The following is a 14,526-nucleotide window of genomic DNA, read 5'->3' as shown; positions in this document are numbered from 1 at the left end:
CGAGGTGCCGCGGCTTTCCTCCGACCTGATCCGCCGGACAGGCCCTAGCCGCCGGGGGTGGGCGTGTGCTCGGGGAGGAGGCCGGCTGCCTTGACGGCCCGCCAGAAAGCTGGCGGCACCGGGTGGTTGAAGAAGTCCACGCTGCCGGTCACCTCGTCGGGCGAGCGTGCACCGACCACCACACTCGTGACGGCGGGATGCCCGAGCGGGAACTGCACCGCGGCCGCCAGCAGCGGCACGTCGAACGCCCGGCACACCGCCGCCCAGGCCCGTACCCGCCACAGGAGTCGCCGCGGAACGGCTCCGTACCCGTGCAGCGCCCCAGGACGGGGGTCGGCGAGCAGTCCGCCCTGGTACACACCCGCCGCCATGACCGCGACGCCCCGCTCGGTGCACAACGGCAGCAATTCGTCCAGGGCGGACTGATCGAGCAGGGTGTAGCGGCCGGCCAGCAGCACGCAGTCGGGCCCGGGCGGGGCGGCCTCGCGCAGGAAACGCACGGCCACGGGCGCATGGTTGACGCCGATCGACACCGCCCTCACGGTGCCCGCGTCCCGCAGCTCGGCCAGCGCACGATAGGCCTCGCGCACGGCGGTCGGGAAGTCCTCGTCGGGATCATGGACGTGTACCACGTCGACCCGGTCGAGCCGCAGCCGCGCCAGGCTCTCCTCGATGCAGCGCAGGACCCCGGCGTACGAGTAGTCCAGCCGGGGCCCCAGACCGGGCGGAGGGTCCGCCCAGATCGGCTGGGTGTCGGGCCCTCCCGGCTCGATGATGCGCCCCACCTTCGTGCACAGGACGTACGCCTCGCGAGGCCGGCTCGCCAGCGCCGCGCCGGTGCGGGACTCCGAGCGCCCGTACCCGTACACGGGCGCCGTGTCGTACAGCCGTATCCCGGCCTCCCAGGCCGTGTCGATCACCGCGGCCGCCGTGTCCTGCGCGACCGGGGCGAAGAGCCCCCCCACCGATGCCAGCCCCAGCCCCAGCCGGCTGACCCGCAGCCCGGTGCGGCCCAGTGGCACCAGGTCATCCGCCCGCACGGCAGCTCACCTCAGAAACTCCGCGACGATTCCCACGAACCGCCCTCCGTCGTCGAGCCACGGAAAGTGTCCGGCACCGGACTGGATGACCAGCTCGGCACCCGGAAACAACCCCTGGAACTCGGTCATGGCCCGCGGCGGGGCCGCCAGATCGACCTCCCCGGCGAGCAGCAGCACCGGCGATCCGAACCGTGCGAGTGCCGCACGCGTGGCTGCCGGATCGAAGGCTCCTTCCCCAGCGTAGGCCGCCGCGGCCTGAGCGTTGCGCTGCTCGTCCTCGGCGGCCCGATGAGCCCGGGCCGCTTCGTCCCAGCGGCCGTAGTAGAACGGTGCGATGGCCCGCCACGATGCCGGGGTCGCTTGTCCGGCGACGATCGTCTCCAGCGCCGCGAACGCCTCCGGAAACCACGGCTCCGCCCGGCGCAGCTCCGCCGCAGCCCGCCGGTCGTCGCCGGTGACCGGGACCCCGACGGCGATGACGCTCGGCGTGACCAGCACGAGCCGGCCGACGCGCTCCGGGTGGCGGGCTGTGTAGAGCGCCGCCAGATTGGCGCCGGCCGAATGCGCCAGCAGATCCATCCGCTCCAGGCCGAGGTGCTCGCGCAGCGCCTCCACGTCGTCGACCTGCCGGTCGCAGCGGTAGGAGCCGGGATTCCCGGGCTTCGCCGAGCCGCCGGTGCCCCGGAGATCCAGCATGATCAGCCGGCGGTGCGCCGCCAGCCCGCCCAGGTCCCCGAGGTACGCGGAAGCCTGCATGGGGCCGCCGGGCAGACACACCAGGGGAGGGCCGTCGCCGAGGACGTGGTGGGCGAGCTCGGTTCCGTCGTACGCGGAGAAGGTGGGCATGGCCGCGACCCTGTCACCGGCGTCCCATCGCGGCAACTCGCTTTTCCGTTTGGGTGTCCCGTTCCGGGCCACACGGTGTGTGACATCGGAAAGTCGCTGGTGACTTGGAGTGAACTACCGTGGCGCGAGAGAAGAAGGCCAAGGCCAAGGTGGAACAGGTCAAGGGGAAGGCCAAGGAGGCGATGGGCCGCGCAGTCGGCAACGAGCGCATGACGGCCGAAGGCAAGGCGGAGCAGGCCAAGGGCGATGCGCGCCAGGCGAAGGAGAAGGGCAAGGACGTGTTCCGGCACGGATGAGTGCACGGCCGTCGGCGGGTTCCCCTGAGCTGTCGGGGAATCCGCCGGTCGTTCACGTACGGCTCAGATACCGCAGGTGGGCGCCGACCAGTATTGACTGGCCCGGTGGTCGAGGTGCGTGTGGTCGTCGTGGCCGGGGTAGCCGGGGCCGAGGATGCCCCGGAAGCCGTGGTTGCGGGCCTGCTTGGCCAGGGTGCACAGGGAGTGCGGTCCGGCCCCGAGGTCGACGGCGTCGCCGTACAGATGACGGCTGTTGCTCGCGCCGCCCACGGCGCTGTTGCAGGCGTAGGACCTGAAGCCGCTGGTCACCGTGATCGGCTGGTCGCCCAGCGCGTGCCGCATGGCCTCCAGCTTCCACATGCTGCGCAGCGCATTGGACTTGGCGGTCGCCGCGCCGACCGCGCCGCCGGACCAGGTGCTGTTGCAGTCGTTCAACTCGCTGTAGGAGAAGTGGATCGGGGTGCAGTCGTCGTCCTGCAGGGCGTACAGCTTGTTGAAGGTGTTCGGCCCCGCCACGCCGTCGGCCGTGAGGCCGTACGCCGACTGGAAGCGCTTGAGGGCGGCCTCCGTGGCCGGCCCGAAGTCGCCGTCGACGGCCAGGACGGAACCGTAGCCCGGGTAGCCGCCGAGCCGGATCTGCAGCTGGGTGACATCGGCGCCCGAGGAGCCCTGCGAGAGTGTGCGGCTCCAGGTGTAGCAGCCGTCGGCGTGCGCAGTGCCCGCTGTCGCGACTGTACTCGCCAGGCCGCCAGTCATGATCATGACAAAGATGAGAAGGAGTCTGACGGTGCGTGTGTACATACGGCCTCCATGCCGGGGGAGACGTGAGGTGGTGCCGAGCGTGAAGGAGCCTGTGACGCGCGTCAACCATGCGGTACGCCCTCGCTCGCCGGCAAGGCCGCGATCGCGCAGTTGCCCGGACGGTCGCTGCGGGCGGGGGCCGGCATCACCTCGTCGACCCCCGCACCGGTCCGACGTCTGGTCCCGTGGGTCAGTCCTGCGCGACCAGCGCCGGCGTCGACCTCGTCAGCACCTCGCCGCGGAAGAAGGCAGGGCTGCGCCACCGCATCACCGTCATGATCACCAGGCCCAGGGCGAGCAGCCCCACGCCGATGACGAACACCGACCCCACCCCCAGCACGGACGACCCGCTGCCGTACGCCGGGTCCCACATGTCGACGAGGGTCTTGGCGAACACGGCCGCCAGCAGCACCCCGCCGACGACCGGGAACAGCCCCTTGAACAGTAGGTCCCGCCCGGACCGCAGCAGCTCGGCCCGGAAATACCAGACGCAGGCGAAGGCCGTGAGGGCGTAGTAGAAGCAGATCATCAGGCCGAGCGCGTAGATGGTGTCCACCAGTACGTGCTCGCTGACCAGCGTCATCACGGTGTAGAACACCGCGGTCGCGACACCCGCGGTCACCGTGGCACGCCCCGGCGTACGAAAGCGCGGATGGACCCGTGCGTACGACGCCGGCAGCGCTTCGTATGCCGACATGGCCAGCACCGTGCGGGCCACCGGGATGAACGTGGTCTGCAGGCTGGCCGCGGCGGAGGCGAGCACCGCGAGGAACAGCAGGATGCCGAGCGCCGGACCCATCACCGGGCCGGCCAGTGCGGCGAAGACGTTGTCGGAGGTCTCGGGGTTGGCCAGCCCCAGCCCCTGGTCACCGGAGCCGACGACCATCTGCGCGGCCACTCCCGTGGCGAGGTACGAGCCGACCAGCACCACCATGGCGACCAGCGCCGCCCGGCCGGGGGTGCGGCTGCTGCCGCTGGTCTCCTCGTTGGCGGTCAGACAGGCGTCCCAGCCCCAGTACATGAAGATCGACAGCGACAGTCCGGCGGTGAACGCGGCGAACGACTGGACTGCGAACGGATTCAGCCATGACCACGAGAACTCGGCCGACGTCGGGAACGCGGGGCTCCCCGCCTTCCCGAAGGCCATCGCCACGAACACACCCAGCACCACCAGCTGGAGCGCCACCAGCGCGTACTGCACACCCTTCGTGGCGGTCATACCGCGGTAACTGATCACCGTCGCGACCGCGATCAGCGCGAGACAGGTGACGATGTGGACGGCCTTGTTGTCGTCGAGCGCGGCGACGGCGTCACTGCCCGTGACCTCACCCGCGAGCAGCCAGAAGTACGAGGTCGCTACGCCGGCCAGGTTCGACAGCACGATGATCGTGGCGATCACCAGTCCCCAGCCGCACATCCAGCCCACGCGCGGCCCGAACGCCTTCACCGTCCAGGTGAACGAGGTGCCGCAGTCCGGCATGGCCTTGTTCAGCTCGCGGTAGGCGAAGGCGACGAGCAGCATCGGCAGGAACCCGGCGAGGAACACGGCGGGCATCTGCACTCCCACCTCGCCCGCGGTCGAACCGAGCGTCGAGGTCAGGCAGTACACGGGCGCCACGGTGGACACACCGATGACCGCGCTGCCCAGCAGGCCGACGGAGTTCCCGCTCAGGCCCTTGGCGCGCATGCCCACGGCAGGGGCGGCGTCGCCTGTGTCTCCGTCTCCGGCCCCGGGCCGTACGTCCAGCTGAGTCATGAACAGGACGTTAAATCCTGCGGTTTCCGTGGCGACTCTGCGTGACGTTGAGTGAGCATGATCTCTCGCATCCCATAAATCGATGGCTTATTCGCTATCTTATCTACGATTGCAAGGTCATCGACCGGTGGCATGTGAGGCATCCAAACCGCACTGGCGGGTGTCCGATATTCGGTAATCGCAGCGACCCTCGATGTGCCGCGGTGAAGTCTTTCCATGTGATCCGCGCCACACGTGGTGTCCCTCCGGTCAGGCGAACGCAGTCCACCCGCTCGATGCTTGAGATGTTGAAGTGGGTAACTTTGCGTGCCAGTGGTCGGGAGGCACACCGGCACCGGCCGCGGCGCGAGGGCCGCGGCCGGTGCCGGAGAGCCCGGTGGGACCTGTCAGAGGCGCTGCCACAGCGCGGGGGTGGCCGCCGGCGCCCAGGAGCCCTGGGCCTGGTGGGTCTGCAGGCACTGGTAACGGACCCCGTTGTGACTCACCGTGGCCCCGACGCCGTAGACGCGCCCCGAGGCCCAGCCGTCGGCGCCGCCGTCCTGCGGGGCCGGCGTCGCCGTCGTGCCGGAAGCCGTCCTGAGGGTCAGGCCGAAGTCGCTGAGCAGGGGGTTGACGGGCTGGTAGTAGGTCGTTCCACCGCTCTGGCAGTCGCCCGTCCCGCCGGACGTGATCCCCTGCGCCTGGGCGCCCGCGAGGTACGGGCCGCCGGAGTCGCCCGGATCGGCGCACACCGTCGTCCGGGTCAGGCCGTTCACGACGCCCTCGGAGTACCTGACGCTCGTGCCGTGCTGCTGGATGGTGCCGCAGTGCCAGCCACTGGTCGAGCCGGAGCGGCACACCGACGCCCCGACCAGCGCCTCGACCGAGCCGGCGACCTGCACGCGCTGGCCCGACTCCCCCCTGACGTCGGCGGTCGCGGTCCAGTCGGAGTTCACGCCCACCCATGCCATGTCCTTGCCGGGGAAGACGGAGGCCTGGAAGGTGCCCTGGTCGGCCTGGTTGAAGCCGGTCGTCGTGTCGCCCGCCGTACCGCAGTGACCGGCGGTGGCAAAGCCCTGCTGCTCGGCCTTGGTCACGGAGAAGCCGACGGAACAGCGAACCGATCCGTTGACGTAGTAGGGGTCGCCGCCGACGATGTCCTCCAGCAGACGCGGCCGTTCCGCCGACACGTGGACGGCGACGCCCTTGCCCGAGACGCCGGCGGCCTTGATGAAGGCGGCCGCGGACGACCGGCTCCGAGCCTCGACCACGACCCGGTTGCCCGGGACGTCGATGTACCACAGCGGAGTGTCGGCGGTCGCCACGCGGGAGGCTGCCGCGTCCAGCTTCTTCTTGACGGCCGTCAGACCGGCCAGGGACTCCTTGACGACCAGGGCCTTCGCGCTCTGGCCCTGGATGGCAGTCACGTCCGCGCCGTCGGTGGTCGCGACGGTGAGCTCCTGGGATGTCGTGCCAGTCACCCAGGCCCCGGCGAAGCGCTTGCCCAGCGCGTTGCGCAGACGCCCCGCACGGCTGCCGGCCTCCGCCTCGTTCACCAACCGCTCCTCCGCCTGGGCGGGGGTCAGCTCGAGGTCCCGTTGGAGCGCGCGGAGCACCTGCACCGACGGCCTGTCGGCCCCCACTGTCTGAGCCGCCGTGGGCAGGGATCCCGCCGCGGGCGGCGGCTCGGCCCCCGCGGCCGAGCAGATCCCGCTCAGAACCAGCGTGCCGAGGGCGATCAGGCCGGCGCGGCGTGCGGTCGGGGCAAGTCTGTGGACCATGCGAATGGTTCCTTCCAGTACGGGTGAAGCTGCCATGAGGCCAGGGCTTGCCTGGAAGGACCGAAGCAATGTCACCGACGCGGGGCTTTCGCGCTTTGGTGAGGGAAAGGGGCGCCAAGTGCAGTACGCACCGGGGGGTCACACGCGCCGAACCGGCGCAGGACAGGAGAAGGCCGCCGCGCCCTCACCCTCCACGGGGTCCTGCGGAGACCGGGGGAGGCGGGGAGACGGCGCTCACCCGGCGGCTTTCCCCGTTCCGCCGGCTGTCAGCCGCTCGGGCACCGGCACGTGGTAGACGTGAAAGGCGCGGCCGATGACGGGTTGCGCGACATTGCGCACCCTGACGCCGCCGCTCGTCATGCCGTGCTCCGTCCCCGCGTGGGCGTGCCCGTGCACCGCGAGGTCCGCGCCCGCGGTGTCGATGGCCTCGGCCAGCAGATAGCTGCCCAGGAACGGGTAGATCTCCAGGGGCTCACCGGCCAGCGTGTCCGGCACGGGGGAGAAGTGCGTCAGGGCGACCCGCACGTCACAGCCCTCCGCGTCCAGCTGCTCCAGAGCCGCACGCAGACCGTCGGCGAGGCGGCGCGAGTACCTGACGAACTCCTTCATGAGCGGCTCGCCGAACTCACCGGCACTGCGCCCCACGAAACCCCCGCCGAACCCCTTGGTGCCGGCCACCCCGACGCGGGCCTCGCCGATGCTCACGACCGTGGCCTGCCCCTCCAGCACCCGGGTACCGGCGTCCTGGAGGATGGCCGTGACCTCGTCCGGACGCTCGTCGTGGTGATCGTGATTGCCCAGCACGGCGACGACCGGGACACCGAGGCCCTCGACCTCCCGGGCCACCACCCGGGCCTCCTGCGGGGTCCCGTGGCGTGTGAGGTCCCCGGCCAGCAACAGGACGTCGGCGCAGTCGGGCAGGGTGTCGAACGCCGGACGCAGCAGGCCCTGGCTGTCCGGACCCATGTGGATGTCCCCGACGGCTGCGATCCGGATCATGTGAGGTCCTCCGCGTGGTCGGGTGACGACGCGTCGCTGACCACGATGTCGCAGTGCACCACCAGCCCGGCCAGCTCCTCCCGGACGATGCGCCGGATGTCGTCGCGGCAGCGGGCGGACGGAACGCAGCCGGTGACCAGCACGGCATCCCCGCGCACCTCGACCCGCACGCCCAGCTCACCGAGGGGCCCACCGGCCAGGCGGTCACGCAGGTGGGCGACGCGGTAGTCCAGGTGCTGAGCGCCCGGAGTGCCGGACACGCCTCGATCACCGGGATGCGTCATGGCTGCTGTCCCTGTGCTGCGGAGTGATCACGTCGAGCCGTTCGAGGAGGAAGAGGAAGGCGGCGGCCATGGGCGAGTCCCGGCTCTCGCGTCGTACCCGCTCCCAGTCCACCTTCTCGCGCAGCGCCCGGGCGATGGGCAGCACCGCGCCGAAGTCACAGTGGTGCTCGGAGAAGGCGGCCAGCAGGCTGGCCAGCAGGTCGGTCGGGGCCAGGACCGGCATGCGCACCGAATCGACCGGGATCTCCTGCGCTCTGTCGAGCATGTCGGTCGTCACGCGCCGATGCGCCAGTTGGAAGATGATGTCGATGTCCTGCCCGAAACAGGTGGCCTTGAGCAGCCAGTCCTCGGGCGGTGAGTAGACCGGGAGGCCGGCCTCGCCCAACGTGGCCGCGACCGCGTCGGCGTCCTCGGGCAGGATGCAGAAATCGGCGTCGTGCTGGAGGTTCTCGCCGGCCCCGTGGGCGTAGGCGGCCACGCTGCCCGCCAGGGCGAAGGCGTGTCCTCCCTGCTTCAGCAGCGCGCCGACCTGTTTGGTCGCCTCGAGAATGGCCTGGGTGCGGTCGCGCGGCAGTTCCGGCTCTCCCGCCCGGTGGTGCGGCCGGGGCAGCTGCGCCGCCTGGGGGAGATCGGGGATCCCGACGCGTGGGGCGAGTGTCGCGTCATCGCTGTTCTGCGTCATGACCACTCCCTCCGCCGCACCGAGGCGTCCGCAGCCCACCCTCACAGGGCGCTGCGACGCCCGCGCTTTGCCCTGTGTACCCGACGTGCGCCGTTCGACACGGCAGCCTACGGGGCGATTCCGACCCCCTCGATGCGGCTCCAGGCCCGCTCCTGGGCGGCGGTCATGGCCGGCCAGTGCAGTCCGCCCGGGCGGGGCCGGACGCGGGCGGCGTAGGGGGAGGGAACGAAGTCCGGGTCGTGGAAGCATCCGGAGCCGTAGATGCGGTCGAACGCGGCGCAGGACTCGGTGATCGACCGCGGTGTCGGCTTCCGTCCGCTGCGTACCCAACCGTCCAGTGCCGACAGGGAGTTGGCGTACTCGGCGTCGCTCAGCCCGCTGTGCTCGGACTCCCGGGTGAAGGTCTGCACGAGTCGCCCGTCCCGGTGCGCACCTTGGAGGGTGGCGCGGTAGGCCGCCTCGTGCTCGACGAACACCGTAGGGTCGTCGATCGCGTGGAGCGTCAGGACGGGGATCGGGACCCTGCCCGTGAGGTCGCTGTCGTAGGACAGGTCCCGGACGGCGGCCGGGTCGGCGGAGAACCGCTCGACACCGGCGTTGAGCGCCGCGTCGTCATGCGACCCGGAGTACCACACGCCCCGGTTGCCGAACGGATTGCGGTCGCCGAGCCGGTTGTGCACGATGTCGCGGAACGTGAAGACCGAGAAGCGCAGATGCGATTCCAGCGTGCGCTCCGGGATCCGGGTGACGGCCAGGATGTCGTCGAGGTTGCGCTGCTGCAGCGTGGTCCGCTCCCGCGGTTCGGAGTGGTACCCGGTGCACTCCTCCAGTCGTGCGCGCAGCCCGTCCGTCGTCAGCGTCGACGTGGGGCGCAGGCCCTGCCACAGCGGGTACTGCGGCTCGGAGGGACGTGGCAGGTTCCGGCAGTAGTACTGGTAGACCACCCGCAGGTCGACCCGGTGGTCGTAGCCCCGGGAACCGCCGCCGAGGACGCCGTTGGTGAGCAGCGCCCCGTCGTACGTGCCGCGCTGCCCGCCGTAGACCTCCGCGACCTTGGCGGCGATGTTCCCGCCCCACGACTGGCCGTGCAGATAGGTCCGCTTCGGCCTGCCGAACTCGGACACGAACAGACGGCGCAGGTTCTCGGTGTCGGCAGCCGCCATGCGGGTGCCGTAGCCGCCGCGGCGATAGGACGAGCCGGCCCAGGCGTAGCCCTGGTCCACCATCACCGCCCAGCGCTCCAGATCGTCGAGGCTGCGCTCCGGGTCGGAGTCGTCCCCGAGGTCGGGGCCGCCGTGGGCGTGGACGACCAGGGAACGGTTCCAGTCATGGGGGACGGCGATGGCGTAGTAGGCACCGTTCGCGTCCTGGCCGGTGTAACACGTGGCCTTCCCGGCGAGGTCCGCCGGGCAGTCCGCGGACGCCGGGTGCCCGGTCTCCGCACGGGCCGGAGGGGCACCGGCAAGAGCAGCGGCGAGCGCGGTCGCGACGCAGGCGGCCATCCCCGCGCGGCTCCGTGCACCGAGGGCGAAAGGCCGGCGGATCCTGGGAACTCTCCATGTCTTCACGGCGCGGCTCCTCGTCCGGGCTGGCGCATCGTTGCGCTGCGCGCCGCGATGCCAGAGAGCCGCCGAGCGAAGGGCCATGGACCTGATCGTTGCGTTCATACTGTTCGGCGGCGTCCCACGAGAGGTGCCGGCATGCTGAGCCGGCACCGTCCTGTCCGAAAGATCGCAACTAGGCTGGCAGGGTATGCATCCATCGTCGCACGGCGGTCGCGGATGGAGGACGGACGCATGGACTACTACGACCTCGGCACCCACAGCCGCCGCGTGACGACCTCGTCGCCCGAAGCCCAACTGTGGTTCGACCGCGGGCTGGCCTGGACGTACGGCTTCCACCACGAGGAGGCCGTCTCCTGCTTCGAGGCCGCGGCCGCGGCGGACCCCGGCTGTGCCATGGCCCACTGGGGCATCGCCTACGCGCTCGGCCCCAACTACAACAAGCCCTGGGAGGCCTTCGACGGCCAGGACCTGGTCCGCACCGTCGACCGCACCCACGCCGCCGTCGAGCTCGCCCACGAAAAGGCGGCGGCCGGCGCCACCCCCGTCGAACGCGCTCTGATCGAGGCACTGCGTGCCCGCTACCCGCAGTCGAAGCCCGCCGAGGACTGCACGGTGTGGAACGCGCCCTACGCCGACGCCATGCGCGCCGTTCACGCACTCGACCCCGACGACCTCGACGTCGCCACCCTGTACGCCGACGCCCTGATGAACCTCACGCCCTGGCAGCTGTGGGACACCCGGACCGGCGAGCCCGCCGAAGGCGCCCGCACCCTCGACGCCAGGGCGGTCCTCGAGCGCGCGCTGGCCACCGAGGACGGGGCCCGGCATCCGGGCGTGCTGCACATGTACATCCACCTCATGGAGATGTCGCCGACGCCGGAGGCGGCGCTGCCCGTCGCGGACCGGCTGCGCGGCCTGGTGCCCGACGCCGGCCACCTCCAGCACATGCCCACCCACCTGGAGGTGCTCTGCGGCGACTACCGACGCGTCGTGTCCGACAACAGCGACGCCATCGCCGCCGACGAGAAGTACCGCGCGCGGGCCGGGGCGATGAACTTCTACACCCTGTACCGCTCGCACAACTACCACTTCAAGATCTACGGCGCGATGTTCCTCGGCCAGTACCGGACCGCCCTCGAGACCGCCGCCGAACTCGAGTCGACCATCACGCAGGATCTGCTGCGCGTGCAGAGCCCGCCCATGGCCGACTGGCTGGAGGGCTTCCTCGCGATGCGGGTCCATGTGCTGATCCGCTTCGGCCGCTGGGCGGACATCCTGGATCTGCCCCTGCCCGCCGACCCGCAGCTCTACAGCGTGACGACCGCGATGCTGCGCTACGCCCGCGGCGTGGCGCTCTCGGCGACCGGCCGGATCGCCGAGGCCGAGGCCGAACGCGCACTGTTCCGTGAGGCACTGGCCGGCGTCCCGGACACGCGCATGCTGTTCAACAACACCTGCGCCGACATCCTCGCCGTCGCCTCGGCGATGCTCGACGGCGAGCTGGAGTACCGCAAGGGCAACCACGACGCCGCCTTCGCCGCGCTGGAGCGGGCGATCGAACTCGACGACAGCCTCCCCTACGACGAGCCGTGGGGATGGATGCAGCCCACCCGGCACGCCTACGGCGCCCTGCTGCTGGAACAGGGACGCGTCGCCGAGGCGGAGGCGGTCTACCGGGCCGACCTGGGCCTCGACGACTCCCTCCCGCGCCCCTTGCAGCACCCCGGGAACGTCTGGGCCCTGCACGGGTTCCACGAGTGCCTGGTCCGCCTCGGCAAGAAGGGGGAGGCGCAGATCGTGGCCCAGCAGCTGAAGCTGGCCGCCGCCATGGCGGACGTACCGATCGAGGCGTCCTGCTTCTGCCGCCTCGACCGCGCCTGTGACGCCGCGGGCCCGGCCGACTGCTGCGCACGCCGCGATCACGGGTGAACGAGGCCCGGGTCGTTCCCTCTCGGGCAAGTCGCCGTGCCACATCGCCGAGCGGTACGGGCTGTTCACCCTCATCGTGCTCGGGGAGGCCGTGGCCGCCGCCACCGTCGCCGTCCGCAACACCCTCGACGCGCAGGCCCACTTCGCGGGGCCGCTGTGCGCGGTGGCGGCGGGCGGACTGCTGATGTGCTTCGCCCTGTGGTGGCCGTACTTCGCCGCCCCGCCCACACCCTGCTCGCCACCACGCACCATGCGCACGGGCACGGCGCAAGTCGGCGGCTGCGGGCGCTCATGACACGCCGTCGGACGGACGATCCACCCTGTTCGCGAACATTTTGGGCTTACCGTACGGCATATGATCAAAAGCCATATTGCGTACCTGGCGTGCACTGCAGCGATCGTGGCGACCGGTCTCGGTGCAGCTTCGCCCTCTTCCGGCGAGTCGGTCCACGTGGTCCTTCCCGGGGAATCGATCCAGAAGGCGGTGGACACCGCCGAACCGGGCGACACGGTTCTCGTGACCCCCGGCACCTACCGTGAGAGCGTCAAGGTGACCACGCCCCGGCTGACCCTGCGCGGCGTGGGCCGGGGCAGCACGGTGATCAAACCGGGCACGACGAAGGCCGCCAACAGCTGCGCCGCGGCCGGCAACGGCATCTGCGTGGTGGGGACGAAGGGCCGGAAGGTCGAGGACGTCACGGTGGCCTCCCTGATCGTGACGGGCTTCGCCAAGGCCGGTGTGTCGGCTGTCGGGACCGACGGGCTGACCGTCCGGAACGTGACGGCCGTGAAGAACGGGGTCTGGGGCATCGCCCAGGAGCAGTCGGTCCGCAGCGTGCTCCGGGGGAACACCGCCCGCGACAACGGCGACGCGGGCCTGTTCCTCGCCAACTCGGTCACGGCCGAGGAAGGCGCCGCGGACACCCGGGGAACCGTGGTCGAGTACAACCGGCTGGAGGGCAACCGGATCGGCGTCACCGTCCGGCGTCTGCGGAACCTCAGCGTCGAGCGCAATCACCTCCACGGGAACTGCGCGGGACTGTTCGTCGTCGGTGACGAGAACAAGCCCAGGGCCGGCGACCTGGCCGTGCGTGAGAACCACGTCGTGGAGAACAACAAGTACTGCCCGAAGACCGAACGGCTGCCCTTCCTGCAGGGCTCCGGCATCGTCCTGACCGGCGCCGAGAAGACCCTGGTGACGGGCAATGTCATCAAGGACAACGCCGGCACCTCCCCGCTGTCGGGCGGCATCGTCCTGTTCCAGAGCCTCGTGGGTGTCAAGAGCGAGCAGAACCGGATCAGCGACAACGAGCTGGAGGGCAACGTCCCGGCCGACCTCGTCAACACGGACACCGGCAAGGGCAACACCTTCGCGAACAACTCCTGCGGAGCGTCCGAGCCCGCGGGGCTGTGCTGACCGGCCGCCCGTAGTCACCCGTGGACCCACGAAGGAAGGAAGGCGGCACATGACGACCGCAGAGACTGCTCCACCGCCGTCCATGCGGCTGAGGGAGCTGGTGTTCGGGGCGGCGTGTGCCGCTGCGCTCCGGGCGGCCGCCCGGCTGGGAGTCGCCGACGCCCTCGGTGACGGCCCCATGGCCGTGGAGGACCTCGCGGCCGCGGTGAAGACCGAACCCCAGCCGCTGCGACGGCTGCTGCGGGCCCTGTCCTGCTACGGCGTCTTCGCCGAACAGCAGGACGGGACGTTCGCGCACACCGACATGTCCCGGCTGCTGCGCGAGGACGATCCGCACAGCCTGCGCTACATCACGCTGTGGTGCACCGAACCGTGGACCTGGGACGCGTGGCCGAGGCTGGACGAGGCGGTGCGCACCGGCCGGAACGTCGTGGAGGACCTGTACGGAAAGGAGTTCTTCGAGTACCTCAACGAGGACGCCCCCGAGTCCGCCGTCGTCTTCAACCGCGCCATGACGACCTCGAGCATGCAGTCCGCGCGGGACGTCGCGCAGTTCCTCGATCTGTTGGGGAGTTCTTCGCTCGCCGACATCGGGGGTGGTCAGGGTCATGTCCTGGCGAGCCTGCTGGAGAAGTATCCGTCGGTCCAGGGGGCCCTGCTCGACCTGCCGCGCGTGGTGGAGAACGCCGACCCACGGCTGCGTCCGGGAGGAGTGCTCGCGGACCGGGTGCGCATCGTACCCGGCGACTGCCGTGTGGCCGTCCCGGTCCGGGCCGATGTGTACATCATCAAGAACATCCTGGAGTGGGACGACGACAGCACCGCGCGGACCCTGCGCAACGTCATCGAGGCCGGCGGCCCCGGGGCACGGGTCGTGGTCATCGAGAACCTCGTCGACGACACGCCCTCCATGCGCTTCAGCACCGCGATGGACCTGCTGCTGCTCCTCAATGTCGGTGGGGCGAAGCACACCAGACAGAGCATGGTCCGTCGGCTGACCGACGCGGGGCTGGTCATCGACGACGTCCGTCAGGTCAACCCCTACCTGCACGCGTTCGACTGCACCGTGCCCGGCTGATCACCCCGGACGCGCTCCGCAGACCACCGGCCCCGGGGCGCCGGCGGGGGCGGGGCCGGGGGCGGGGGGGGGC

Annotated in this window: 14 protein-coding genes; 5 read left to right on the top strand and 9 right to left on the bottom strand. The window is 70.9% G+C overall.

From position 1 onward, the window contains the following. Positions 1–44: 44 nt before the first annotated feature. On the bottom strand, positions 45–1,040 hold the full coding sequence (locus ACFVJQ_RS26465; protein ID WP_385516241.1) for an aldo/keto reductase: 996 nt from the start codon (positions 1,038–1,040) through the stop codon (positions 45–47). A gap of 6 nt (positions 1,041–1,046) precedes the next feature. Next, positions 1,047–1,886 (bottom strand): alpha/beta fold hydrolase, encoded by an 840-nt coding sequence (locus tag ACFVJQ_RS26460; RefSeq protein ID WP_385787509.1) that lies wholly within the window; start codon positions 1,884–1,886, stop codon positions 1,047–1,049. Positions 1,887–2,005: 119 nt separating this feature from the next. On the opposite strand from ACFVJQ_RS26460, the gene ACFVJQ_RS26455 reads away from it, so the two are divergent. Beyond that, the gene (locus tag ACFVJQ_RS26455) at positions 2,006–2,182 is read left to right on the top strand and encodes a CsbD family protein (protein ID WP_385516243.1); all 177 of its coding nucleotides are present in this window, start codon (positions 2,006–2,008) and stop codon (positions 2,180–2,182) included. 63 nt (positions 2,183–2,245) lie between these two features. Here the strand turns inward: ACFVJQ_RS26455 and ACFVJQ_RS26450 are convergent, their stop codons facing one another. From ACFVJQ_RS26450 to ACFVJQ_RS26420, 7 genes are all read right to left on the bottom strand, one after another. Next, entirely contained in the window at positions 2,246–2,983 is a 738-nt protein-coding gene (locus ACFVJQ_RS26450; RefSeq protein WP_385787506.1) for a D-Ala-D-Ala carboxypeptidase family metallohydrolase, read from the bottom strand. A 190-nt stretch (positions 2,984–3,173) separates the two neighbouring features. Continuing rightward, positions 3,174–4,739, bottom strand: a complete 1,566-nt coding sequence (locus ACFVJQ_RS26445; RefSeq protein WP_385787503.1) for an APC family permease — start codon at positions 4,737–4,739, stop codon at positions 3,174–3,176. Between the two features lie 386 nt (positions 4,740–5,125). After that, complete coding sequence (locus ACFVJQ_RS26440; protein ID WP_385787500.1) at positions 5,126–6,499, bottom strand: alpha-lytic protease prodomain-containing protein; 1,374 nt, start codon at positions 6,497–6,499, stop codon at positions 5,126–5,128. Between the two features lie 234 nt (positions 6,500–6,733). Next, the gene (locus ACFVJQ_RS26435; protein ID WP_385518250.1) at positions 6,734–7,498 is read right to left on the bottom strand and encodes a metallophosphoesterase; all 765 of its coding nucleotides are present in this window, start codon (positions 7,496–7,498) and stop codon (positions 6,734–6,736) included. Next, positions 7,495–7,782: a BON domain-containing protein gene (locus ACFVJQ_RS26430; RefSeq protein ID WP_385518247.1), complete on the bottom strand. Its 288-nt coding sequence runs from the start codon at positions 7,780–7,782 to the stop codon at positions 7,495–7,497. The genes ACFVJQ_RS26435 and ACFVJQ_RS26430 overlap by 4 nt, the downstream gene beginning before the upstream one ends. Next, positions 7,766–8,464 carry a nucleotidyltransferase family protein gene (locus tag ACFVJQ_RS26425; protein WP_385787496.1) on the bottom strand — a complete coding sequence of 233 codons (699 nt, stop codon included), beginning with the start codon at positions 8,462–8,464 and terminating at the stop codon, positions 7,766–7,768. Before ACFVJQ_RS26425 ends, ACFVJQ_RS26430 begins: the two co-directional genes overlap by 17 nt. Before the next feature lie 107 nt (positions 8,465–8,571). Further along, positions 8,572–9,966 carry a hypothetical protein gene (locus tag ACFVJQ_RS26420; protein WP_385518241.1) on the bottom strand — a complete coding sequence of 465 codons (1,395 nt, stop codon included), beginning with the start codon at positions 9,964–9,966 and terminating at the stop codon, positions 8,572–8,574. A 294-nt stretch (positions 9,967–10,260) separates the two neighbouring features. On the opposite strand from ACFVJQ_RS26420, the gene ACFVJQ_RS26415 reads away from it, so the two are divergent. Genes ACFVJQ_RS26415 through ACFVJQ_RS26400 form a run of 4 tightly spaced genes read left to right on the top strand, consistent with a single transcriptional unit; the run spans position 10,261 to position 14,453 of the window. Next, a complete protein-coding gene (locus ACFVJQ_RS26415) occupies positions 10,261–11,958 on the top strand; it encodes a tetratricopeptide repeat protein (RefSeq protein WP_385518238.1) in 1,698 nt (565 codons plus the stop codon). Beyond that, positions 11,909–12,253, top strand: a complete 345-nt coding sequence (locus ACFVJQ_RS26410; protein ID WP_385787492.1) for a low temperature requirement protein A — start codon at positions 11,909–11,911, stop codon at positions 12,251–12,253. The genes ACFVJQ_RS26415 and ACFVJQ_RS26410 overlap by 50 nt, the downstream gene beginning before the upstream one ends. Before the next feature lie 60 nt (positions 12,254–12,313). Beyond that, positions 12,314–13,375, top strand: a complete 1,062-nt coding sequence (locus tag ACFVJQ_RS26405; protein ID WP_385518235.1) for a nitrous oxide reductase family maturation protein NosD — start codon at positions 12,314–12,316, stop codon at positions 13,373–13,375. 49 nt (positions 13,376–13,424) lie between these two features. Then, entirely contained in the window at positions 13,425–14,453 is a 1,029-nt protein-coding gene (locus ACFVJQ_RS26400) for a methyltransferase (RefSeq protein WP_385518232.1), read from the top strand. Positions 14,454–14,526 lie beyond the last annotated feature (73 nt).

The sequence above is a fragment of the Streptomyces sp. NPDC127197 genome (assembly GCF_042672405.1).
GTDB lineage: Bacteria > Actinomycetota > Actinomycetes > Streptomycetales > Streptomycetaceae > Streptomyces > Streptomyces flavusporus.
This window is presented reverse-complemented; position numbering and strand designations above follow the sequence as displayed.